The organism is Streptomyces sp. SP17BM10 (assembly GCF_036322405.1).
Lineage (GTDB): Bacteria > Actinomycetota > Actinomycetes > Streptomycetales > Streptomycetaceae > Kitasatospora.
Genome location: NZ_JAQYXB010000327.1, coordinates 34,008 through 55,997, shown reverse-complemented (window position 1 = coordinate 55,997; position 21,990 = coordinate 34,008). Strand labels below are relative to the sequence as shown.

Here is a 21,990-nt window from a genome sequence, read left to right as displayed (position 1 = left end):
GTGCGCATTCTTCTGGTCACCCACCGCTTCGCGGGCGAGCAGGCCGGCGGGACGGAGATCCTGGCCGACGACCTCGCCCGGGCCCTGACGGCGCGAGGCCTGGACGTCACGTGGCTGGCAGCCGGCGACCCGCCGTCGCCGCCGCGACGCACAGCGGCCGAGTACATCAGCGTGCCCGCGGTCTTCGCACACGACTACCCGGTCGGCTGGCGCGCCCAGGAGGTCCAGCAGGCAGCGCGCATCGAGCTGTTGCTCAATGGGCGACCTGCCGTTGACCTCGTCCACGTCCTGCACTTCAGCCGCATCGGCCTGGCGTTCCTCGACTCCGCGCCGCTGCGCGACGTGCCGGTCGTCGCAACGCTCACCGACTACACCGCCGTCTGTCCCGACCACCAGCTCCTCGTACGCTCCACCGGTGCGCAGTGCACCAGCACCGCGCCCTCCACCAGCTGTGTGGGATGCCTGGGCGCGCCGACCGTGGCGGCGGGGGACGTGGAGTCGTGGCGGGCCCGCAATGTCGCGTGGCTGAACGGGCGGGTGCGGGCGCTGTGGACGCAGACCCCGCACCAGGCCGCGGAGCTGGCGAAGGCCGGCGTCACGGTGGACAAGGTGGTCCGGGACCGGGCCTGCTACGGGCTGCCCGACAGCTGGCAGTCGCCGGCCGGGAGCGGCGGTGGTGGCGAGTACCTGCTGTTCCTGGGCCGGTGCTCACCCGAGAAGGGCCTCCAGGTCCTGCTCGACGCGCTCGCGCACAGCCCGACGACGCTGCCGCTCCTGGTCGCGACGGTGCCGGACGACGCCGCCTACGAGGAGCGGATGCGCCTGGTCGCCGCGGCCGATCCGCGGGTGCGCTGGCTTCCACCGCTCTCCCGCGCCGACGTGGGGCCGGTGCTGGCTGGCGCTCGGGCGCTGCTGGCGCCTTCGCAGTGGTGGGAGAACCATCCGATCGTGGCGCACGAGGCCCGGGCGCTCGGCGTGCCGGTGTGGTCCTCGGCGGTGCCGTCCATGCGCCACCTCGCGGACGACGACGGCGGCGTCCACCTCGTCGAGCAGTACACCGACCCGGCCTCGTGGAGGCAGGCGATCGATGCCGCGGCCGCATGCCAGGAGCCGCGAGTGCCGTCGTTCGGCCGCCGGGCATCCGCGTTCGAGGCGTTCGTCGACGAGATGGTCGGCGTCTACCGGAAGGAGGTGACCGGCTGATGGCCGAACAGGTGCCTGTGATCGTGGTGCCGGAGCGCTTCCAGCGGTTCCTCGTCACCGACGACTTCGACCGCTACGGGCTCGAACCGGGCCGGCCGACCCCGACTCCCCAGTACCTGCAGGTGGAACTCACCGACCTGTGCAACCTCGCCTGCGCCGGATGCGTACGGGCGGTGCACGAGAGCAGCGGCGGGCACCTGCCGCTGGACGCCTTCCTCACCCTGCTCGAGCAGCTGCCCGATCTCGGTCACGTCTCCTTCGTCGGCGCCGGTGAGGCGCTGATCGTCCGCGACTTCGCCGCCTACGTCCGGGCGTGCACCGACCGGTCCGTGTTCACCTCGACGAACACCAACGGCCTGCTCGTGCGCCGTCGCCTCCAGCCGGTCCTCGACGCGGGCCTGGGCCTGCTCGCCATCAGCGTCGACGGCGCCGACGATGCCACGCTGGGGCGTATGCGCTCCGGCCTGCGCCGATCCCAGCTGTCCACCGCACTGCGCGAGGCTGCGGAGATGACGCGACAGCGCGACACCGCGCTGTCGGCCGCGGTGACGCTCTCCACCGCCAACATGGACCAGTTCCCGGCGATCGTCGACTTCGTCGCCGACCACGGCGTCACGCGGATCAGTGTGGAGAGCCTGCACCACTGGGGCGACGACAAGGCCCTCAACGCCGAGTCCCTGTTCGCCGCGCCACCCTCGCAGGTCGTGCCACACCTGGAAGCCGGCCTCACCCGCGCCGACGAGCTGGGTCTGCAGCTGTCGATCTTCGACTACTCCCGGCTGGCCTCCCCGGCCGCCGCGGGTCAGGCCGTGTGCCCGTGGCCGTGGGACGCCGGCTACATCACCAAGGACGGCGACGTCACGCCGTGCTGCGTCCACATGGAGTCCACGCCCGGCAACGTGCTCGGCAACATCCACCAGGCGCCGATGGCCGAGATCTGGACCTCGGAGCCGTACGGGGCACTGCGGGACTCCTTCCTCTCCCGCAACCCTGCCTGGTCCTCGTGCGAAGGCTGCGTGTACCGAATGGAGTTCGGACGTGTCTGACACTCATCTACCCGCCCTCCTGGGCGACCGGCCGGCCGAGGACAGCTGGCGGCTGCTGCACCGGGCGGTCGATCTCGGACTCGACTTCACCTCCGGAGCGTTGCGTGACGGCCTGGTCCTGCGGCACGCGACGGTGAGCGAGCTCATCGACCGCTTCGCCGGCCCGCTCCCGCAGGACGGCGGGAGCGACGGGCAACTTCTGGAGGACCTGGCCGAGATCGCCAGGTGGTCGATCTCCCAGGCCGACCCGCGCTATCTCGCGTTCCCCGACACAGGCGACAGCATCGCCGCCCTTGCGGCCGACATCGTCGCCTCCTTCCTCAACCAGAATCTGATCGCCTTCGACCGCAGCGCTCCCGCAGCCAGCGTGATCGAGGCCCAGCTGATCACCTGGCTCCGGGAGATTGTCGGCTACCCGGTCACGCCCCTGGCCGACTACCGGGGACTCGCATCGCTCGGCGGCATGTGGACCTCCGGCGGCAACATGAGCAACCACATCGCCATCGCCGCGGCCCTCGCCCACACCTACCCCGAGATCCGCACCACCGGACTGCGGGCCCTGCCCGAGCAGCCCCTGATCCTGCTGGCCGGCGGCGTCGAGCACTTCTCCTACCTCGCCGCCGCCCAGGCCCTCGGCCTCGGCAGCGACGGACTCCTGTGGGCGGACGCCACCGCGGACTTCACCAGCGACCCCGACTCCGTCGCCCGCCTGCTGGCGTCGCCGCCTCCCGGAAAGCGGATCTTCATGGTCGTCGGCGTCGCCGGCAACTGCCGGACCACCGGCATCGACGACCTGCAGGCCCTCGCCGAGCTCAGCGGGCAGCACAACGTGTGGTTCCACGTGGACGCCTGCCACGGCGGCAGCCTGCTGTTCTCCGAGAAGCTCAAGGTGCAGCTCGCCGGCATCGAGCACGCCGACTCCGTCGCCCTCGATCCACACAAGGGCCTGTTCGTCAGCTACCCCTCCAGCTACGTCCTCTTCCGCGACCCCGCCGCGCTCGGCCGTTTCGCCCGATACCCGGACCGCGCCGATGCCCCCGACTGCCTCGACCTCGGACTGATCACCCCGTTCTACGGCTCCCGCGGCTTCGAATCGCTCAAGCTCTGGGCGCTGATGAAGCATCAAGGCACCAGTGGCATCGGCCGGCTCGTCGAGGACCGCCAGGCCACCTTCCAGGCGATGGTCGACCTGCTGGAGCGCACCGGCTGCTTCCGGATGCTCGGCACCTCCGACTTCTACCGGTGCGCCTTCGTTTTCTTCCCCACTCCGGTCGCCGAAGTCCTCGACCAGGCCACCCTGCCGGCCGCGCGCCACGCCGCGGTGCGCGACCTCATCTCCTGCTACACCGCCGCGTTCGCCGACCGCCTGTACCGCGCCGGCACGGTCGTCTTCGACCTGTTCGCGCTGCAGGACCTCGCCGACCGGATCGGTCTCGGAATCGGCGCCAAGTACCAGGTCATGGGGATGTGCGTCGGTCACCCCCACATCCCCGACCACGTCGAGCACGGAATCGAGCAGGACATCACCGAAGCCGCCCGCGACCTCACCGGCCGCATGCTGGACGACCTCCAGGCCCTACTCGCGTCCGCGGACCCGGCCGCCGGCACCTCCGGGCCGGACGTGACTGGACCAGCGGGGTGGTGACCGCCGTGACCTACCCGCCCGCGTTCACGATCGCCTACCTCGTCCACAGCGACGTCGAACTCCTTCGCCGCACCATCCCCACCACCCTGGACGCCCTGACCCGCGGCACCCGCCACCTGTACGACCTGGTCCTCGTCGTGGACGGCGCCGAGAGCGCCCCGACCGCAGAGATCCTCGAACTCGCCCACACCACCTGGGGGTTCGACGAGGTTCGGCTGCGCCGGCGTACCCGCCACCGGGCTTCCGGTGACCAGGCGAACAACATCCACACCCACTTCGTCAGCGACAAGAGCCGCTTCCTGATCACCATCGAAGGCGACGTCGTCGCCTTCCGCGACCCCAACGCCGACGATGTCCTCGGCGAGATCGCCGAGACGTTCGACCGCTGCCCGCAGCTCGCGCTCGCCCAGCGCATCGACGACCACGACTGCTGGCAGTGGAAGCTCGAAGAGGCCGGCCCTCCGCTGAGCGACCAGGCCCGCTCGGTCAACCGCGTCTCCTCGCACTTCCTGATCTACGACACCCACCGGGCCCGCCCCGTCATGGCCGATGCTGGCGGCATCCCCGGCGACGGGTTCCACGACGACGGCCAGAGCTGGATGAACTACGAGGACTGGCTCTCCCACACCTTCGCCCAGCCCGTCGGCCCCGGCATCGGCTACCTGCACCGTCTCCCTCTCCGCGTCTTCCACTGCGACGAGAAGACCGCCCCCGGTTCTGCCCACTACCGCCGCGACCGCGCCACCCGCCTGCGTGTCTTCGCCGAACGCGAGCACGCCGTGAAGGAGGATTTCGGTGCCTGACCACCGTCTTGTCCCCTCGCCCGTGTTCCTCCTCTCCCCGATCCGCTCCGGATCGACCCTGCTGCGCTGCCTGCTCGGCTCCCATCCCGAGGTCCACGCCCCGCACGAACTCCACCTCGCCGGCTATACCGTGACCGTCGACGACGAGTTCACCGACCTGTCCATGCGCACCCTCGGCCTCGAACCCACCGGCCTCGAACACCTCCTCTGGGACCGCCTCCTGCACCGCCAACTCGCCGAAGCCGGCAAGAGCGTGCTCGTCGAGAAGTCCCCGGGCAACGTCTTCATCTGGCAACGCCTCGCAGCCTGCTGGCCCCAGGCCCGCTACATCGTCCTGCGCCGGCACCCGGTCGCCATCGCCGACTCCATCCGCCGCGCCGGCGACGCCAACGACCTCGCCGAAGCCGCCGTCACCGTCGACAAGTTCGCCACCGCCCTCGACGAAGCCGCCGCCAACCTCCCAGACGCCATCCACGTCACCTACGAGCAGCTCACCGCCGATCCGGAAACCACCTGCAAAGCCCTGTGCGAGCACATCGCCATCCCCTGGGAACCGAGCATGCTCGACTACGGCCGCCACGACCACGGCCCGTTCGTCTACGGCATCGGCGACTGGTCACCCCAAATCGCCTCCGGACAGGTCCAAGCCGCCACCCCACCGCCCGCAGACCCAGACATCCCGCCGCTGCTCAACTCCTGGTGCCAGAAGTGGGGCTACGCCCCGTGAACCAGCCGCAATCATCGACCGTCTTCTGGCTCCTCGGGCTGCCGGCCTCCGGCAAGACCACCCTCGGCCGCCACCTCCTCGACCACCTCCGCACCGAGCACGGCGCCGACTGCGGGCTCTACGACGCGGACGAGCAGCGCGCCACCGGCGTCCTCCAAGATCTCGGCTGGTCACCCTCCGACCGCATCGCCACGATCCACGCCCTCGCACACGCCGCCAGCAGGCACCAGGTCGGCATCGTCACCCTCGTGACCTCCACCGAGGCGGAACGGCAGCTCGCAGCAGACCTCCTCGGAGAACGCCTCCACCTCATCCACGTCCACGCACCCGAACCACTGCGCCATGCCCGCGACGCCCTCCGCACCAATCGCGCCTACCGAACCAACCCGGCACCGGACGCGCCGGAACTGTCCTGGTCCGCCCCCGACCAGCCCGCACTGTCACTGGACACCACGGCCCCACTCAGCACCACGATGGGTGCCCTGTGCGCTTTCGCCGCTACCGCTCTCGGAAACGACGCCGGACCGTAGGCCGTCCCAGCGAGTCGGGCCAGGACCTCACCTTCTACTACTGCACGCGCCACTTCCGATAGATGCGGACGATGTCGGTGCCCGCGCCCAGACGGCCAAGAGCCGGCTCGCAGTGAATACCGTTCTCTTCGAGTGCGAGCTGAAGCTCCATGGCGTGCCCCTTGCTCAGGCGAGTCCGGGCCACCGTCATCAGCTCGGCCAATGGATCGGCCCCGGCGTCGGGCGTGCTCCTCTCGACAGAGCTGGAAGCAGTCCAGTCTTCCGCCAGTCTCTTGAAGCCCGCCGCCCGCCAGTTATTCGTCAAATCTCGGCGGGTCACCAGTACGGAATCGTTCTCGGCGAGGCGCCCACGAAGCACCTCCACCACATGATCAACCCGGACGTCGACAGACATGGCTCTCCCCATGAAGAATTTCCCCTGCGCCTTTCTGTAATTACAGGGCACTGCCTACAGGCCCGTCAACCGACTCGACGCAAAGCGTGAACCCGACCACATCCGAGCAGGTAGGAGCCTTCCCCGCCGACATGCCCATGTCCGATTTAACTCCACCGACGAAGGTTGCAATTCGTTTCCACAATTAGAGGAACGGCTTTTTTCTTCGTCAACAATTCGGGGAGGATTTAAGTCGGGCGCACGGCACCGGTCGATCACCGCCCCTGCCCTACTGCCGTCCCACGGCGAGGCAGCGAGAGGCCCCACCGCACCCACGCGCCCCATCGTCGCAGCGGGGCGCCCGACGTACCGGCTTCATGCTGCGACCGAGCCGCCTGGCACCCGGCTCCCGAGCTCCAGCGACATACCCGCCTCAGCCTGGCGCCGCCCAGTACCGCCGCCACGGTGCGCCCTTGAGCGCTCCGCAACTGCGATGAACGCCAGCTCGGAGAAGAAGAAACCGCCGGAGCGATCCGCCTCTCCCACTGCGGCGTACCACTCTTCAATCTCCTCGGGGCTGACGGAGCCGCGGCCGTGCCTGGCCGCGGACAACAGCGCCTTCCGGATCTGGCCGAGCCGGTCCTTCGCGTGCCCCGTGAACGCGGTCGACCACACCAGCAGCGGCTCCACATGGAGAAGACTTAGCGGACTGCCGGCCACAAGCAGCCCGAGCTTGCGGCCAATCCGGCCGTCCGCGTGGTCCATCCAGCTCTGCGCGTCGTCCGCGAACGCGTGGCAGACCCGCCGGTCGAGCTCGGCGTCCGCGCCGGCAATGACCATGGAGTCGAAGTCGACGTGCGCGATAATCGCCCGACCGCCCGGCCGCAGGACTCGTGCGACCTCCGCCAGCATCGCCTGCGGGTCCGGCAGGCACTCGATGGTGTTGTACGACAGGACGACATCCACGCTGCCGTCGGTGCACGGCAGGGGGGCGCGGAGATCGGCAACGATCGTCGCCGCCGCTCCGGCGTGATCCTTCAGGGCAGCGCCCGTCTGGAGCAGGAACTCTGGGGACCGGTCGAGTCCAATGAGAGCAGCTTCCGGCGCTATTCGACTGACGGCTTGCAGCGTCGGCCCCGCGCCGCACCCGAGGTCGACGACCTGCTCACCCGGCTGCGGGCGAGCCAGTTCCGCAATGCGCGCATGGATGGGTTCGGCACGGTCCGACACGGCATAGCCCTCCTCTGTGATTCGCGCCAGAGCCCGAGGTGGCGGTACCGATGGTTCAGTTTTGCACTATATGGCACATTTCAAGGTGATTCATCCCGAGGGTGAAGATGCCGATCACGGTGGCGGCCTTTGCGGACTGCCAAGGGAATACCCCTGGTCAGAGCCCTGGAACGACCCTGACGGTCGCGTGGTGGTCGCGAGCCATCGTCGGGAGACTGGAGATCGGACGAGCTCCGTTCCGGGAGGCGATCAGCATGCATTCCTCACCCGACCACGGTCGCGTCTACCGGCGCTGCGGCTGCCGCGACGACCACCGCCGCCAGTTCGGCACCCGCTGCCCCCACCTCGCCACCGACCCCCACCACGGCACCTGGGCCTTCGCCGTCGGCGCGCCCACCGCCGACGGCCGCCGCCGCCGAACCATCCGCCGCTCCGGCTTCCCCGACGAGACCGACGCCCGCATCGCACTGAGGCGCTTCAACGAGTCCCTGCCCCTCGGCGTCGTCACCGACCCAAGGCAGAGCACCGCCGACTACCTCACCAGCTGGCTCACCGAGAAGGAGCTCCACCTCAAGCCCACCACGATCGCCCGTTACCGCGACTACATCACCCAGGACCTCATCCCCGCCCTCGGCGCCATCCCCCTCGACGACCTCACCCGTCAGCACCTGGCCGCATTCGTCACCGACCAGCTGCGCCGGCACCGGGGCAGAGTCACCGTCCACCGGATCGTGTCCACGCTCTCCAGCGCCCTCGCCACCGCCGTCGACACTGAACGCCTGGCCCGCAACCCCGCAAAGCCCCCGCTCATCTCCAGGCCCGCCGCGGCCGAACGGCACCTGTGGACCGAGGAGCAGGCGGCTCGCTTCCTGCGCTTCACCCATCTCGTCGACCCGCTGTATGCCGACCTCGCCGAGCTGATGATCGGCACCGGCATGCGCAAGGGCGAGGTCCTGGCCCTGCGCTGGGACGACGTCCACCTGCCCGAGCGCACCCTGTTCATCCGCGCGACGCTCTCCGCGATCGACAACAACCAGCTCCTACTCACCGCCCCGAAGACCAAAGGCAGTCGCGCCTGGGTCGCCCTGTCCGATCGTGTCGTCGAGGCCCTCGAGGAGCAGACAGGGTCACGCGCGTTCGGCCAGATCACCCATGCCGGCGGCTACGTCTTCCACCGCCACGGCCGCCCCCTGCACCCCAAGACCGCCCTCGACCGTTTCCACCTGCTCTGCGACAAGGCCGGCGTCCCCCGGATCGCCCTCCACGACCTGCGCCACCTCGCCGCCAGCTTCGCCCTGGCCGCCGGCACGCCGCTCCCGGTCGTCTCCAAGACCCTGCGCCACCGCACCCTGTCGACCACCGCGAACATCTACGCCGAACTCACCCACCTCGCGGCGCGGGCGGCGGTCGACGCCATCTCTTGGACCCTCAACACAGCGGACCGCGCGGTTCGCGGCGAGGCCGCCTGCCGCGCCCGCCGCCCGTGGCACCAGAACCCGCGCCCCCACCAGCGCCTGGCAGCCCATCAGACGTCGCAAGAGATCGAACCGCCTACCGCGTGGCCGATGTGGCCTGGCGACCACACTGCGACCACCAGCCGACAGAACATCAAAAAGGCCGCTCCCGCCAGAAGCGGAAACGGCCTACGACCTGCGGTTAAGCAAGTCGGGACGACAGGATTTGAACCTGCGACCCCTTGACCCCCAGTCAAGTGCGCTACCAAGCTGCGCCACGTCCCGTGGTCTCGGTGCCGGGCGGCGGGGCCTGGGGGGCTCTGCCGGTCGGCTTCTCGACCTTGTCTCCGGTTGTCCCGGCGACGTGGAAAACAATACAGCACGTGGAGGGGTGCTCGCTGCCAGGTTTCGAGGTGGGATGGGTCGGGGGCGCGGGACAGGGCGTGGGTCAGGGAGTGGGGTGGCGGGCGTCGTACGTGAGGAAGGCGGGGCGGCGGGCGGCGAGGAGGAGGACGGCGGCGACGCACGCGAGGCCGCCGGTGATCACGGAGGTCGCGGGGCTGGTGAGGGCGGCGACGGCGCCGGACTCGAAGTCGCCGAGGCGGGGGCCGCCCACCACGACGACCATGAAGATGCCCTGGAGGCGTCCGCGCATCTCGTCCGGGGCCGCGACCTGCATCATCGTGCTGCGGAAGATCATGCTGACGGTGTCGGCGCAGCCGGCGAGGGCGAGCAGGAGGAGGCCGAGCCAGAGGTTGTGGAGCAGGCCGAAGGTGGCGATGGCGAGGCCCCAGGCAGCGACGGCGGCGAGGACGGCGACGCCCTGGCGGTGGATGCGGGAGACCCACCCGGAGAAGAGGGCGCCGATCAGGGCGCCGACGGCGGGGGCGGAGACGAGGAGGCCGACGGTGCGGGCGTCGCCGCCGTAGAACGTGACGGCGATGGCGGGGAAGAGGGAGCGCGGCAGGCCGAAGATCATCGCGGCGAGGTCGGCGAGGAAGCTGGTGCGCAGGTTGGGCTGCTCGCGCAGGAAGCGGAGGCCGTCGAGGACGGAGGCGCGGGCCTTGCCCTCGCCGCCGAGCGGGCGCATCGCGGGCAGGCGCCACATCGCGTAGAGGGTGCCGGTGAAGGCGACGGTGTCGACGAGGAAGGCCGACTGGGCCCCGTAGGCGCCGATGAGGAGTCCGCCGAGCATGGGGCCCACGGTCATGCCGAGGTTCATGCTGACGGTGTTCAGGGCGTTGGCCGCGGGGAGTTGGTGGGACGGGACGAGGCGCGGGATCATCGCCGAGCGTGCGGGCGAGCTGAGGGCGAAGAAGCAGGCCTGGGCGGCCACGGCGGCGTAGAGGACGGCGACCTGGCCGGGGCCTGCGATGGCCTGGACGGCGAGGACGGCGGAGACGACGGCCAGGCCGGCGGCGCCGATCAGGCCGAGCTTGCGCCGGTCGACGCGGTCGGCGATCACGCCGCCGTAGAGGCCGAAGGCGATCAGCGGGACGAACGAGAAGAGGCCGACCACGCCGGTGGCGAAGGCGGAGCGGGTCAGGTCGTAGACCTGGACGGAGACGGCGACGGCCGTCATCTGCTGGCCTATGGACGAGACTGCCTGGCCGACCCAGACCCGCCGGTAGTCGGCGTGGTCGCGCAGCGGGCTGAGATCGGCGAAGGCCCTCCGGTACCAGGGGGCGGCGGCCTCCGGGGCCGACGGAGCGGGGTCGGCGGGCGGCGAGGCCGCTGAAGGACGCGTTGGGGAATGGTGGTCGTTCGGCACAACCGTCCATGTTCCGCCCCGCCGTCCGCACACTCCCCACCGGGGCCCGAAACTCCCCACCGGGGCCGCAAGCGCCACCCGGACCGGCCCTCGCCACGGCTACCGGGTCAGGACCTGCTTCTCCCCCGCCTCCACCGCGAAGTCGAGCCGGTTGCCGGGCGGCGGGAACGGGCAGATGAAGTGGTCCGCGAAGGCGCACGGCGGCAGGTAGGCCCGGTTGAGGTCGAGCACGGTGCGGCCGTCTGCGTCCGGTGCGGGGAGGGTGATGAAGCGGAAGCGGTAGGTGTCGATGCCGCTCGTCGCGTCGGCGATGACGCCGCTGAGGCGGTCGCCCGCGCTGCTCACGGTCAGCGTGCGGTGCTCGCCGGCGACGGTGAACGCGATCCGCCCGGTGACGGCCAGCGGGCGCTCCTTGCCGTCCGCGTTCGGGACGACGACGGACTGCGCGTCGGCGGCATCGAACGGGGTGAAGACGGCGGGGACGGCCCACTCCGGCGAGTAGGGGTAGGCGGAGATGCCGGCGAAGGAGGCTCGGCGGGGCGCAGCGGGGTCGAAGACCCGCAGGGCGAGCTCGCCCTCGCGTTCGATCGGGACGAGCAGGACGTCGCCGAGGGTGGCGGTGGAGGCGGCCGGATCGGTGTCGGGGCGGAGCAGGACCTCGCCGTCGACGGGGGAGGCGGCGCCGCCGACCGTGATGCCGTCGGCCGCCGCCGCGCGCAGCCGGACGCCCTCAGCGTCGGTCCACCAGAGCCCGGGCAGGCCGGGGACCTCACCGGGCTCGGGCTCCAGCCAGTGCGTGCCGGTGAGTGCGAGCGGCCCGTGCGGCGAGCTCACCGACGCCGCCCGGTGCTCGCTCCAGTGCTTCCAGTCCTCCGCGGCCGTCTCCGTCATCGGCAGACCTTCCCAATCCGGTCCGGGGTCCGCCGCCCGGCGGACCGCCCGTCTCGGCGACCAGCCGTTCCGCGGGCCGCCCTTCTCGATCGCCCGGCGCGACACCGGTCTCGATCACCCAGCACAACACCGGCCACGCGGCCGGTTCATTCCCGTCTCCGCCGGCCGACCGGAAACGGAAACGCCACCGCAACGGAACGCAATCCGGCCTCCGCCCACCGGCCCCGCGCCAACCTCCTGACTCCCCTCACCCCTTCAGCCGCCGGAACAGGCCCTCCTGCACGACGGAGACGACGAGTTGCCCGTTCCGGTCGAAGATCTCCCCGCGGGCGAGCCCGCGCGCACCGTGGGCGATCGGGGATTCCTGCTGGTAGAGCAGCCAGTCGTCGGTCCGGAACGGGCGGTGGAACCACATCGCGTGGTCGAGCGAGGCCATGTCGAAGTGTCTGGTGCCCCAGAGCGGCTCGACGGGGGCCCGCACGGCGTCGAGGAGCGTCATGTCGCTCGCGTACGTCAGGGCGCAGACGTGTATCAGCGGGTTGTCGGGCAGGGCGCCGTTCGTCCGCAGCCAGACGCCGCTGCGCGCCTCGACGCCCGTCAGCTCCTCCTTCGTCCAGCGCAGGCGGTCGACGTAGCGGATGTCGAAGGGCTGTCGGCGGCTGATGAACGGGGGCAGTTCGCCGAGCCGGGCGCCGACCTCCTCCAGGGCGCTGGGCAGTTCCTCCGGGGCGGGGACGCCCGGCATGGGGAACTGGTGCTCGATGCCACCCTCCTCGGGCTGGTGGAAGTCGGCGGTGAGGGCGAAGATCGAGCGCCCGCCCTGGATGGCGAGCACCCGGCGGGTGGTGAAGGAACGCCCGTCGCGGATGCGGTCGACCTGGTAGACGATCGGCACGCCGGGCACCCCGGGGCGCAGGAAGTAGGCGTGCAGCGAGTGCACGGGCCGGTCGTCGTCGACCGTGCGCCCCGCCGCGACCAGCGCCTGGCCGGCGACCTGGCCGCCGAACGTGCGCTGCAGCGCCTCCTCGGGGCTGCGGCCGCGGAAGATGTTCAGCTCGATCTGCTCCAGGTCGAGCAGATCGACGAGGTCGTCGACGGGGGTACCCATGGCTGCGCTCCCTTTCCAGGCTCTCCGGGACGGCGGCCCGGACGGAGGTCTTCCGCCCGCCTGCCGGCGCCCGTTCCTCTCGAATTCTCCAGCTCACTCGAAGCCCCCGGCGACCGCTGGAATTCCCGCTCCCCGGGCCCGACCCCCCGATTCACTCGAACGAGTGCCCGACTGTCGCCCGCCACCCACTCCGGGCACCGCCACCCACTCCCCCGCACCGCACGCCGTCCGCCCCTGGCGCCGGGGCCGACCCGCCGGCCCCGCCCTACACCAGCCCCGACTCCCGGACGGTGATGTTGAGCCGCCCGACCAGCCCCAGCGCCGGATCCGCCGTCCCCGCGAGCGTCCGCACCACCCCGTGGTACGCGAACCGGGCCGGCCCGCCGAAGACGAGCAGGTCGCCGCTGCGCAGCTCCAGGTCGGTCCAGGGACGGGTCCTGGTCTCGGCGTTCCCGAGCCGGAAGACGCACGTGTCGCCGAGCGAGAGCGACACGACGGGGGCGTCCGTCCGCTCGTCGCGATCCTGGTGGAGGCCCATCTTGGCGCCGTGCGCGTAGTGGTTGACGATCGCGGTGTCCGGCTCGTACGACGCGGCGCCCGCGATCTGCGCGGTCCGCTCCCCGTACGCGTCCGCCACCGCGCGCCGGGCGAGGTCCCGGAGGAGCGGCGGGAAGGGCTTGACCGGCGCGCCGTCGGCGGTGGTCCGCCGGTAGCCGTAGGGGTACCAGTGCCAGCCGAGGCTCACCATCCGGACGGACATCAGCCCGCCGGTGGGCATCCGGACGGCGTGCAGGCCGGCCGGGCCGCGGGCCCACTCCCGGCAGGCGGTGACGAGGCGCAGTTGGGCGTCGGGATCCAGCCAGTCGGGGAGGAGGACGGCGCCGGGCGCCGGTTCGGAGCGCTCGCGCGGGGCGGGAGGCTCCGAAGGGTCACCGAACAGCTCGCCCTGGATCACGCCCCCATCCTCGCGCACCATCAGCCGGAAACCGACCGGAACCCGACCGACCGGAACCCGACCGACCGAACCCGACCGACCGGAACCCGACCGACCAGAGACCCCAACCAGAAACCCCAGCCAGAGACCCCCTCCGAAACCGGAGACGGACGCCTCACCCCACCAGCCCCAGCTCCCGCGCGCAGTCCGGCCACGCCTCCCACCCCTGCCGCCGGAGGATCTCCTCCCCCACCGTGGTCTGCTCGCGCCGGGTGGCGTGGTCCGGCCGGTCGGCGAAGCGGAGACCGCCCGCCTCCGTCCAGGTGGGTGCCCAGATCTGCAGGCCGCCGTAGTAGCCGTTGCCGGTGTCGGCCCGCCAGTCGCCGCCGCTCTCGCAGTCGGCGAGCTCGTCCCAGATGACGTCCGCGACCCGCACGGCCGACCAGGCGCGTCCCCCGGCCGGCACCAGCACCCCCGCGCAGAGCGCCGTCACGGCCAGCACCACCGCGACCGGCAGCGCAGCCATCGCCACACCCCACCCGGAATGCTCGTCACACGAATGCGGCACGGCAGCCGACCCTAGGCGCGCCGCGGCGACCCCCGCCCCGACACGCCGGACACGCCGACGGCCGCTCCCCCGCGCAGCGGAGAAGCGGCCGTGACGATGACGCAGGAACAGAAGCCGACGCGGGCGAAGCAGCGGACACCCTCAGAGACCGTCGCCGTCACCCGCCGTCGGACGACGTCAGATGCTCAGGACCTGGCCCGGGAAGATCAGGTCCGGGTTGCCGCCGACGACCTTGGCGTTGTTCTTGTACAGGTCGTGCCAGTCGAGGCCCTGCGCGGCGGCGATGGTGCTCAGCGTGTCACCGGACTTGACGGTGTAGCTGCCACCCTTGGCCGGAGCAGCCGGAGCAGCCGGAGCGGCCGGAGCGACGGGCTTGGCGTCGTTCGAACGGTTCCAGGACTGCGCGCCCTTGTCGGCCTTCGGCGCGGCGTCGGCCTTCGGGGCCTGGGTGGGCTTCGCGGCCGGAGCAACCGGCTTGGCGGCCGGGGCGGTGGGCTTCGCGGCCGGAGCAGCCGGCTTGGCGGTGTTCGCGCCCGCCGAGGTGTCGACGGCGGCCGGGGCACCGCCCTTGGTCAGGCCGGCCTTGACGGAGCACACGGGCCAGGCGCCCGGGCCCTGCGAGGCGAGGACCTTCTCGGCGACGGCGATCTGCTGCGCCTTGGTGGCCTGGTTGGCCTGCGAGGCGTAGGCGGTGCCACCGAAGGCGGCCCAGGTGCTGGAGGTGAACTGCAGGCCGCCGTAGAAGCCGTTGCCCGTGTTGATGGCCCAGTTGCCGCCGCTCTCGCACTGGGCGACGGCGTCCCAGGTGGAGACGGAGGCGGCGGAGGCCGAGGTGGCCGTGACGAGGCCGGCCACCGGCAGGGCCGCGACGGCGGCGCCCGCGACGACCGCCATGCGCACGCGGTTGCGCTTGGTGGCGGTGGAGGTGGTGGCAGCGGCGGTCTCGTGACGGAAGGTCATGGGGTTCCTCTCGACAGCCCCGGGCGGGCAGGCGGAACCAGGCCCCGGAGGGGGCCGCGTTCCTTGCCGCGTCCGTCGGACGGCCGTGCACGTGTCGGACGTGCCGCTGCCGCCCCGGCCACCCGGCCGCTCGCCGACGACCTGTTCGAGCGGTCCTGTCGGCGGGCACGTGCCACTGCCGGTGCGGGACCGGCGGGCTGTGCGTCGGGGGTGAACCCGGGTGGCGCTCGTTGCGCCGTCCAAGAAGCTACGAGTCGGTCGGCGGGGAAACCAAAACCCGAACGGTCTGCCCAGCTCACGCCCGGGTTACCAGCGGTAATGGCACCACAATTCTGCCCGAATTGCCCGTTTTGGCCACTAAATCCAAGATCAAACATCCTGGCCGGGTGACCCACCTCACGGTTTCATTCCGGCAGGCCCGCCCATGACATCGACACATTGCGACCACAGGAACACGTGCTGCGGTCGGATCCGGGGCAATTCCCGTCAGCCTCGGCGCCCACCCGTGACGCCTGGCACAGGGGTCCGTTGGTTATGGCGATCTCCCCGTAACCGCAATCAAGACCCACTCCAGGAGACCCTGTGCCGCGCATGCTCGACGTCAGCGACGAGGTCCGGTCCGAGATCGGCGACGACGAGGCCGACCGCCTCCTCGGCGGCGATCGCGCCCCGGACAGTTACGAGTGCACCTCCTGCCGCACTCCCGGTGACACGTACTCGGACCCCACCAGCACGGTGCTGTTCGTGGGCGACGAGACCGCCGTGCTCGCCTTCGCCCACGCCCGCTGCATCCCGTCGCAGGTGGTGCCGGTGGCGGAGGAGCAGCTGGCCGGGGCCGTCCGCAGCATCAACCAGGCCCAGACCGACACCCCGGGCTTCCCCGCCGTCGCCGCGCCCGCGCCACCCGCCGTCGTCACGCCGACCGCCCCCGCCCCCGTCTCCGCCTCCACGGCGACCTCCCCCTCCCCCGCCCTGGCGGCGACCGCCCCGGCGCTCGGCGCCCCGGTCGCCGACGAGCGGCCCGGCACCCCCGGCCAGGCCGCCATCCTCGGCATCACCTGCGGCCTGGTGCTGCACGGCAAGGTCGGCCACGCGTCGCTCGTGGTCGAACCGACCGGACCGGTCGGCCGGCCGGGCAACACCACCGGCGAGGACGAGTTCCTCGACCTGCTCCAGGACGCCGGCTTCCAGCCCGTCACGGACCTCGACGAGACGCCCGATCAGCTCCCGGGCTGGTCGGTCCTGGTGGCCATGGGCAAGCTGCACGCGATCCTCCAGCCCGCGGCGGCCGGCGGCAGCACCGGCTGGTGGCAGGCGCACCAGCCGCTCCAGGTGACGGACGCGTGGCGGATGGCCGCGAGCCAGCTCTCCGAGGTGACGATGTACGCCGTGCCGGTCGGGACGGTCGGCCGGCAGCCGCGCGAGGACCTGCTGCGCCAGGCGCTGGAGCGCGCGGTGGCGATGGGCCAGGTCGTCGCCGCGTCCCTCCCGCTCGCCGGCACCTGAGCCCTACGGCGCCGCGCCCCCGCCGTACCCCCGCCGCGCCCGGCCTGACCCCGGCCACGCCCGGCCCGCACCCACGCCGTCCACACGCACAACGCCCCCAGCCCGACGCCCCCACGGCCGGAAGGCGGCCCTCCGATCGGCATAGGCCACCTTCCGGCCGGGTCCCCGCACCCGCATCCCCTGACGACTTCGCTCGTTGGCCCCTGTGTGTACAGCTACGACGTCTCCGCGACCCCCGGCAGGACCGCCACCGTCCCCCGCTCGATCCCGGGCATGCGCCCGTCGTACGACGCCGAGCACCCCCACTCGACGACGCCGATCTACGACGAGCTGTACTCCGAGTACCGGCGGCTGTTCCGCGCGCTGCCGGGCGACCGGTCGGGCGAGGAGGACCTGAAGTTCACCGGCTTCGCGATCCGGGAGGGGTACCCGATGCCGGTGGACCCTCGGTCGTACCCGCAGCAGCAGGCGTTCCAGACGTACGGGGGCCAGGCGGCGGCCCTGTCGCCCTTCATGCCCGCCCAGCAGGCGAACCCGCACCCCGCCAACCCCACGAGCGACGGCTACGGCCAGGCGATGCAGCACCCCACGGGCCACCACCCGACCGGTCCGCACACCACCGGTGCGCACACCACCGGCCACCACCACATCACGAACCACCAGCCGAACGGCCACCACCCGAACGGTAACCAGCCGAGCGGTAACCAGCCGAACGGCCACCAGGCCCCGCCCGCACCGCAGTTCACCAACGGCCAGGGCTGGGTGGCCGCCGGCTTCCTGGGCGCGCCGGGCCCGATCCCCCACCCGATGCCCGCGCCGCCCCCGGTCCCGTCCCCCGTGATGGGCACGGCCCCGTCGGCCGCCGCCGGCGGACGGCACCGCCAGATGCTGTCCCTCCCCCCGGGCCGCACGGGCGACCACCACTGAGTGGGACGACCGAGGGTGAGTGGAACGACCGAGGGCCTCGCCGCCGAAGCGACGAGGCCCTCACCCGTGCAGGGCGCAGCCACCTGCCCCCTGCCCATGAGCCGTACTGCTACTGCTACTTCTTCTTGCGCTTCTCCCGAACACGCACCGAGATCGAGATCGGCGTCCCGACGAAGCCGAACTCCTCGCGCAGCCGGCGCTCGATGAAGCGGCGGTAGCCCGCCTCCAGGAAGCCCGAGGCGAACAGCACGAAGCGCGGCGGGCGGGTGCCCGCCTGGGTGCCGAACAGGATGCGCGGCTGCTTGCCGCCGCGGATCGGGTGCGGGTGGGCGGCGACGAGCTCGCCGAGGAAGGCGTTCAGGCGGGCGGTCGGGATGCGGGTCTCCCAGCCGTCCAGCGCGGTCTCGATCGCCGGGACGAGCTTCTCCATGTGCCGGCCGGTCTTGGCCGAGACGTTGACGCGCGGGGCCCACTGCACCTGGACGAGGTCGCGCTCGATCTCGCGCTCCAGGTAGTAGCGGCGCTCCTCGTCGAGCTGGTCCCACTTGTTGTAGGCGATGACGACGGCGCGCCCGGCCTCGACGGCCATCGAGATGATGCGGGTGTCCTGCTCGGCCAGGGTCTCGCTGGCGTCGATCAGGACGACCGCGACCTCGGCCTTCTCCAGCGCGGAGGCGGTGCGCAGCGAGGCGTAGAAGTCGGCGCCGGCGGTGAGGTGGACGCGGCGGCGGATGCCGGCCGTGTCGACGAACTTCCAGGTCTTGCCGCCGAGTTCGATCATCTCGTCGACCGGGTCACGGGTGGTGCCGGCCAGCTCGTTGACGACGACGCGCTCCTCGCCGGCGACCTTGTTGAGCAGGCTGGACTTTCCGACGTTCGGACGCCCGATCAGCGCGACGCGGCGCGGGCCGCCGGGGGCGGCGCCGCCGAAGGTCTGCGGCGGGGCCTCGGGCAGGGCGGCCATGACGGCGTCGAGCAGGTCGCCGGAGCCACGGCCGTGGAGGGCCGAGACGGGGTACGGCTCGCCCAGGCCGAGGGACCACAGGTAGGCGGCCTCGGCCTCGGTGGACTGGCCGTCGACCTTGTTGGCGCACAGGACGGTCGGCTTGCCGGCCCGGCGGATGATCTTGATCAGGGCCTCGTCGGTGTCGGTGGCGCCGACGGTGGCGTCGACGACGAACAGCACCGCGTCGGCCTGCTCGATGCCGAGCTCGGCCTGGGCGGCCACCATGGCATCGATGCCGAGGACGTCGATCTCCCAGCCGCCGGTGTCGACGACCTTGAAGCGGCGGCCGTTCCAGGTCGCCTCGTAGCTGACCCGGTCGCGGGTGACGCCGGGCTTGTCCTCGACGACGGCCTCACGGCGGCCGATGATGCGGTTCACGAGGGTCGACTTGCCGACGTTCGGGCGGCCGACGATGGCCAGCACCGGCAGCCGGACGTGCTCGGCGGCGTCGAGGCCGTCCACGTCGTCGAGGTCGAAGCCCTCTTCGGCGGCGAGGGCCATGAACTCGGCGTACTCGGCGTCGTCCAGCTCACCGTGGCCGGTGGCGTGCTCTGCGGTCATGTTCGTCTGTTCCGTTTCCCGGCCCGGCCCTTCCCAGGGGCGCGCCGTGCGTACCTGCCCCGCTCGGGGCAGCGCTAGTACTACTTCTCCTGCGGCACCTCGGCGGTGCCACAGGTCGTTCAAGGCCGGAGCCCGGCGGGGTCACCCCCCGGGGAGGATCACACCGACGACAGGCCGGCCCGCTCCTCCACCAGGGCGGCGATGCGCCCGATCACCTGCTCCAGCGTGAGGTCGCTGGTGTCGACCAGGACCGCGTCGGCGGCCTGGGTCAGCGGGGCCGTCTTCCGGGAGGAGTCGGCGGCGTCGCGGCGGGCGAGGTCGGCGGCCATCGCGGTGATGGTCGCCTCGTCGACGCCCTTGGCGCGCAGCTCGGCCGCCCGGCGCTCGGCGCGGGCGGTCTCGGAGGCGGTGAGGAAGATCTTGACGGTGGCGTCCGGGAACACCACGGTCCCCATGTCCCGGCCCTCCGCGACGATGCCGCGCTCGGCGACCCCGGCGCAGCCGCGCTGCAGCTCGACCAGCCGGGTGCGCACCGCCGGCACCGCGGACACGGCGCTGACCCGCGCCGTCACCTCGGGGCCGCGGATCGGGCCGGACACGTCCTGCCCGTCCACGGTGATGGTGGGCCCGTCGGCGTCCGTGCCCGACACGATCACCGGCTTGCCGCACGCGACGGCCACCGCCTCCGCGTCGTCCGTGTCGACGTCGTTGGCCAGCATCCACCAGGTCATCGCCCGGTACATGGCACCGGTGTCCAGGAAGCTCAGGCCCAGCCGGGCGGCCACGGCGCGCGAGACGGTCGACTTGCCGGATCCGGAGGGTCCGTCGATGGCGACGACGACCGGGGCGTGCGCTCGGTCGGCAGTGTCCACGGGGTCGAACCTCTCTCTGAGCATGGGACCCGGCGCCTGGGCTGCCAGTGGGCAGGCGTTGAACAGGCACACGACCGGGGATTGTCTCCCTCAAGGTTAATGGACCGCCGCAGCACCCCGCCCCGCCAGGTCCGGCCGCCCCCACGGCCCACCCCCTGCCCCGCCTCCCCTATCCGCCCGACCGGCTCCGCCACCGCGTTCCCCGGCCGGGGCCGGACGTGCTCGCCGTCCCGCTCGGTGCCGAGCTCGGCGCCCGGGAAGGCCATCGCGAACTGCCCGTCCGGCCGGTCCCACCCGAAGGGCACCGTCGAGAGGGGCGACGGGAAGCGCTCTCCTCGATCCGCTGCCCCCCGCCGCCCGAAGGCCGTCCGCGGTGCCGGCCCGGACGGCCTTCGGGTGTGCGCGAGGAACACCGTGATCCACAACTCCCCGCCTCCGACGGCCGCCAGGAACACGTCGTTCCCGACGACGTCCAACTCGCCGCCGTCACCCGGCCCTTGGCCTCACCGAGCGGCATCTCGACGATCCCGACGGTTTTCTCTCCCCCTGGGGCCCTCAGTCCCGAACGCTCCACCCGCTCGTCCGCAGCGCCGCCGTCAGCGGCTTCACGGCCGCCGGGGCCACGGACAGCTGGACGAAGCCGACCTGCTGACCGTCGGAGTGCTCGATGACGACGTCCTCGATGTTGACCCCGGCCGCGCCGACCTCGCCGAAGAGCCGGCCGAGCTCGCCGGGCTGGTCGCCGAGGACGACCGAGACCGTCTCGTACCGGGTGGGCGGTGCGCCGTGCTTGCCCGGGATGCGGGCCTGCCCGGTGTTGCCGCGCCGCATGACGGCCTCGATCCCGGCCGCGCCCGAGCGGCGTTCGGCCTCCTCGGCGGCGTCCAGGGCGCGCAGCGCGGTGACGGTCTCGCCGAGGTCCGCGGCGACCTCCTCCAGGATGTCGGCGACGGCGCCCGCGTTGGCGGAGAGGATGTCGACCCACAGGCCGGGATTGGAGGCGGCGATCCGGGTGACGTCCCGGACACCCTGCCCGGAGAGCCTTATCGCGGTCTCGTCGGCGTGCTCCAGCCGGGCGGCTACCAGCGAGGAGACCAGCTGCGGGGCGTGCGAGACGAGCGCGACCGCCCGGTCGTGCGCGGCGGCGTCCATCACGATCGGCATCGCCCCGCACAGCGCGACGAGCTCCAGGGCGGCGTTGAGCGTCTCGGTGTCGGTGTCGGCGGTGGGCGTGAGCACCCAGGGCCGGCCCTCGAAGAGGTCGGCGCGGGCGGCCAGCGGGCCGGAGCGCTCGCGGCCGGCCATCGGGTGGCTGCCGATGTAGTGGACGGTGTCGCAGCCGAGCGCGGTGACCTCGGCCCGCGGGCCGGCCTTGACGCTCGCGACGTCGGTGTACCAGCGGGCCAGGTTGCGGCGCTGGCAGTCGGCGAGCACCTTGCCGACCAGCGCGGGCGGGACGGCGATGACCGCGAGGTCGACCGGGCCGTCGGCGGGCTCGGTGGTGCCCGCGCCGAGCGAGGCTGCCGTGCGGGCGGCGTCCGGGTCGGCGTCCTCCAGGTGGACGGTCAGCCCGCGGCCGGTCAGGGCGAGGGCGGCGGAGGTGCCGATGAGTCCGGTGCCGACGACGACGGCAGTGCGCATGGCGGGTCGCTCTCCTTCTGACGGGCCCGTTCACGCTGACCGGCCTGGTCACGGGCCTGGCCGGCGGGCCGGGGTGTACTCGGCCCCATCCTCTCGCATGGCGCCCGCACTCGCGCCCACCGCCCACCCCACGAGCCCACTGCCCACTGCCCACCCCGACGAGCCGCCACCCCCACGAGCCCGCCACCCCACCCCACCAGGAGACAGAACCACCGGCGCCCCGCCCCCGTCCCA

Annotated in this window: 20 protein-coding genes and 1 tRNA gene; 9 read left to right on the top strand and 12 right to left on the bottom strand. The window is 72.1% G+C overall.

All coding sequences use genetic code 11. The features are described from left to right. From PUR71_RS01875 to PUR71_RS01850, 6 genes are read left to right on the top strand one after another with little or no spacing between them, the layout of a single operon-like run. Positions 1–1,203, top strand: coding sequence for a glycosyltransferase (locus tag PUR71_RS01875; RefSeq protein WP_329924514.1), 1,203 nt, complete (start codon positions 1–3; stop codon positions 1,201–1,203). Beyond that, on the top strand, positions 1,203–2,249 hold the full coding sequence (locus PUR71_RS01870) for a radical SAM/SPASM domain-containing protein (RefSeq protein WP_329924513.1): 1,047 nt from the start codon (positions 1,203–1,205) through the stop codon (positions 2,247–2,249). The genes PUR71_RS01875 and PUR71_RS01870 overlap by 1 nt, the downstream gene beginning before the upstream one ends. After that, positions 2,242–3,894: a pyridoxal phosphate-dependent decarboxylase family protein gene (locus PUR71_RS01865; RefSeq protein WP_329924512.1), complete on the top strand. Its 1,653-nt coding sequence runs from the start codon at positions 2,242–2,244 to the stop codon at positions 3,892–3,894. Before PUR71_RS01870 ends, PUR71_RS01865 begins: the two co-directional genes overlap by 8 nt. Before the next feature lie 5 nt (positions 3,895–3,899). Beyond that, complete coding sequence (locus tag PUR71_RS01860) at positions 3,900–4,697, top strand: hypothetical protein (protein WP_329924511.1); 798 nt, start codon at positions 3,900–3,902, stop codon at positions 4,695–4,697. Continuing rightward, on the top strand, positions 4,690–5,424 hold the full coding sequence (locus tag PUR71_RS01855) for a sulfotransferase family protein (protein WP_329924510.1): 735 nt from the start codon (positions 4,690–4,692) through the stop codon (positions 5,422–5,424). The genes PUR71_RS01860 and PUR71_RS01855 overlap by 8 nt, the downstream gene beginning before the upstream one ends. Continuing rightward, positions 5,421–5,954: an adenylyl-sulfate kinase gene (locus tag PUR71_RS01850; protein ID WP_329924509.1), complete on the top strand. Its 534-nt coding sequence runs from the start codon at positions 5,421–5,423 to the stop codon at positions 5,952–5,954. The genes PUR71_RS01855 and PUR71_RS01850 overlap by 4 nt, the downstream gene beginning before the upstream one ends. A gap of 37 nt (positions 5,955–5,991) precedes the next feature. On the opposite strand, the gene PUR71_RS01845 is transcribed toward PUR71_RS01850, so the two are convergent. Both PUR71_RS01845 and PUR71_RS01840 read right to left on the bottom strand, forming a co-directional pair. Beyond that, complete coding sequence (locus PUR71_RS01845) at positions 5,992–6,348, bottom strand: hypothetical protein (protein WP_329924508.1); 357 nt, start codon at positions 6,346–6,348, stop codon at positions 5,992–5,994. 354 nt (positions 6,349–6,702) lie between these two features. Then, entirely contained in the window at positions 6,703–7,557 is an 855-nt protein-coding gene (locus tag PUR71_RS01840) for a methyltransferase domain-containing protein (protein ID WP_329924507.1), read from the bottom strand. Positions 7,558–7,811: 254 nt separating this feature from the next. Here PUR71_RS01840 and PUR71_RS01835 point away from each other — a divergent pair, with 254 nt between their 5' ends. Beyond that, positions 7,812–9,257: a tyrosine-type recombinase/integrase gene (locus PUR71_RS01835; RefSeq protein WP_329924506.1), complete on the top strand. Its 1,446-nt coding sequence runs from the start codon at positions 7,812–7,814 to the stop codon at positions 9,255–9,257. Here PUR71_RS01835 and PUR71_RS01830 read toward each other — a convergent pair. The 7 genes from PUR71_RS01830 to PUR71_RS01800 all read right to left on the bottom strand — a co-directional run bounded on the left by PUR71_RS01830 (position 9,223) and on the right by PUR71_RS01800 (position 15,243). Next, positions 9,223–9,296 (bottom strand) — tRNA-Pro (locus tag PUR71_RS01830). The two genes, PUR71_RS01835 and PUR71_RS01830, sit on opposite strands and share 35 nt — an antisense overlap. A gap of 163 nt (positions 9,297–9,459) precedes the next feature. After that, positions 9,460–10,782 (bottom strand): MFS transporter, encoded by a 1,323-nt coding sequence (locus PUR71_RS01825; protein ID WP_329924505.1) that lies wholly within the window; start codon positions 10,780–10,782, stop codon positions 9,460–9,462. A gap of 99 nt (positions 10,783–10,881) precedes the next feature. After that, positions 10,882–11,673: a DUF1684 domain-containing protein gene (locus PUR71_RS01820; RefSeq protein ID WP_329924504.1), complete on the bottom strand. Its 792-nt coding sequence runs from the start codon at positions 11,671–11,673 to the stop codon at positions 10,882–10,884. Positions 11,674–11,920: 247 nt separating this feature from the next. Continuing rightward, a complete protein-coding gene (locus PUR71_RS01815) occupies positions 11,921–12,781 on the bottom strand; it encodes an acyl-CoA thioesterase (protein WP_329924503.1) in 861 nt (286 codons plus the stop codon). A gap of 265 nt (positions 12,782–13,046) precedes the next feature. Continuing rightward, positions 13,047–13,733 (bottom strand): alpha-ketoglutarate-dependent dioxygenase AlkB family protein, encoded by a 687-nt coding sequence (locus PUR71_RS01810; protein WP_443077319.1) that lies wholly within the window; start codon positions 13,731–13,733, stop codon positions 13,047–13,049. Between the two features lie 157 nt (positions 13,734–13,890). Next, on the bottom strand, positions 13,891–14,241 hold the full coding sequence (locus PUR71_RS01805) for a transglycosylase family protein (protein ID WP_329924501.1): 351 nt from the start codon (positions 14,239–14,241) through the stop codon (positions 13,891–13,893). Between the two features lie 219 nt (positions 14,242–14,460). After that, a complete protein-coding gene (locus tag PUR71_RS01800; protein ID WP_329924500.1) occupies positions 14,461–15,243 on the bottom strand; it encodes a transglycosylase family protein in 783 nt (260 codons plus the stop codon). A 582-nt stretch (positions 15,244–15,825) separates the two neighbouring features. Between PUR71_RS01800 and PUR71_RS01795 the strand changes: the two genes are divergently transcribed. Together PUR71_RS01795 and PUR71_RS01790 are read left to right on the top strand one after the other, a co-directional pair. Beyond that, positions 15,826–16,749 (top strand): hypothetical protein, encoded by a 924-nt coding sequence (locus PUR71_RS01795; protein ID WP_329924499.1) that lies wholly within the window; start codon positions 15,826–15,828, stop codon positions 16,747–16,749. Between the two features lie 207 nt (positions 16,750–16,956). Beyond that, entirely contained in the window at positions 16,957–17,676 is a 720-nt protein-coding gene (locus tag PUR71_RS01790) for a hypothetical protein (RefSeq protein WP_329924498.1), read from the top strand. 115 nt (positions 17,677–17,791) lie between these two features. Here the strand turns inward: PUR71_RS01790 and der are convergent, their stop codons facing one another. The 3 genes from der to PUR71_RS01775 form a co-directional block, all read right to left on the bottom strand. Further along, positions 17,792–19,243 (bottom strand): ribosome biogenesis GTPase Der, encoded by a 1,452-nt coding sequence (der, locus tag PUR71_RS01785; RefSeq protein ID WP_329924497.1) that lies wholly within the window; start codon positions 19,241–19,243, stop codon positions 17,792–17,794. A 158-nt stretch (positions 19,244–19,401) separates the two neighbouring features. Beyond that, positions 19,402–20,139 (bottom strand): (d)CMP kinase, encoded by a 738-nt coding sequence (gene cmk, locus PUR71_RS01780; protein ID WP_329924496.1) that lies wholly within the window; start codon positions 20,137–20,139, stop codon positions 19,402–19,404. A 531-nt stretch (positions 20,140–20,670) separates the two neighbouring features. Beyond that, positions 20,671–21,756 carry a prephenate dehydrogenase gene (locus tag PUR71_RS01775; protein WP_329924495.1) on the bottom strand — a complete coding sequence of 362 codons (1,086 nt, stop codon included), beginning with the start codon at positions 21,754–21,756 and terminating at the stop codon, positions 20,671–20,673. Positions 21,757–21,990 lie beyond the last annotated feature (234 nt).

Excerpts from the sequence above, each read along its gene's own strand:
- PUR71_RS01870 (WP_329924513.1), top strand. The coding sequence starts at position 1,203 with ATGGCCGAACAGGTGCCTGTGATCGTGGTGCCGGAGCGCTTCCAGCGG.
- PUR71_RS01835 (WP_329924506.1), top strand. The coding sequence starts at position 7,812 with ATGCATTCCTCACCCGACCACGGTCGCGTCTACCGGCGCTGCGGCTGC.
- PUR71_RS01775 (WP_329924495.1), bottom strand. The coding sequence starts at position 21,756 with ATGCGCACTGCCGTCGTCGTCGGCACCGGACTCATCGGCACCTCCGCC.
- cmk (WP_329924496.1), bottom strand. The coding sequence starts at position 20,139 with ATGCTCAGAGAGAGGTTCGACCCCGTGGACACTGCCGACCGAGCGCAC.
- PUR71_RS01820 (WP_329924504.1), bottom strand. The coding sequence starts at position 11,673 with ATGACGGAGACGGCCGCGGAGGACTGGAAGCACTGGAGCGAGCACCGG.
- PUR71_RS01800 (WP_329924500.1), bottom strand. The coding sequence starts at position 15,243 with ATGACCTTCCGTCACGAGACCGCCGCTGCCACCACCTCCACCGCCACC.
- der (WP_329924497.1), bottom strand. The coding sequence starts at position 19,243 with ATGACCGCAGAGCACGCCACCGGCCACGGTGAGCTGGACGACGCCGAG.
- PUR71_RS01815 (WP_329924503.1), bottom strand. The coding sequence starts at position 12,781 with ATGGGTACCCCCGTCGACGACCTCGTCGATCTGCTCGACCTGGAGCAG.
- PUR71_RS01805 (WP_329924501.1), bottom strand. The coding sequence starts at position 14,241 with ATGGCTGCGCTGCCGGTCGCGGTGGTGCTGGCCGTGACGGCGCTCTGC.
- PUR71_RS01845 (WP_329924508.1), bottom strand. The coding sequence starts at position 6,348 with ATGTCTGTCGACGTCCGGGTTGATCATGTGGTGGAGGTGCTTCGTGGG.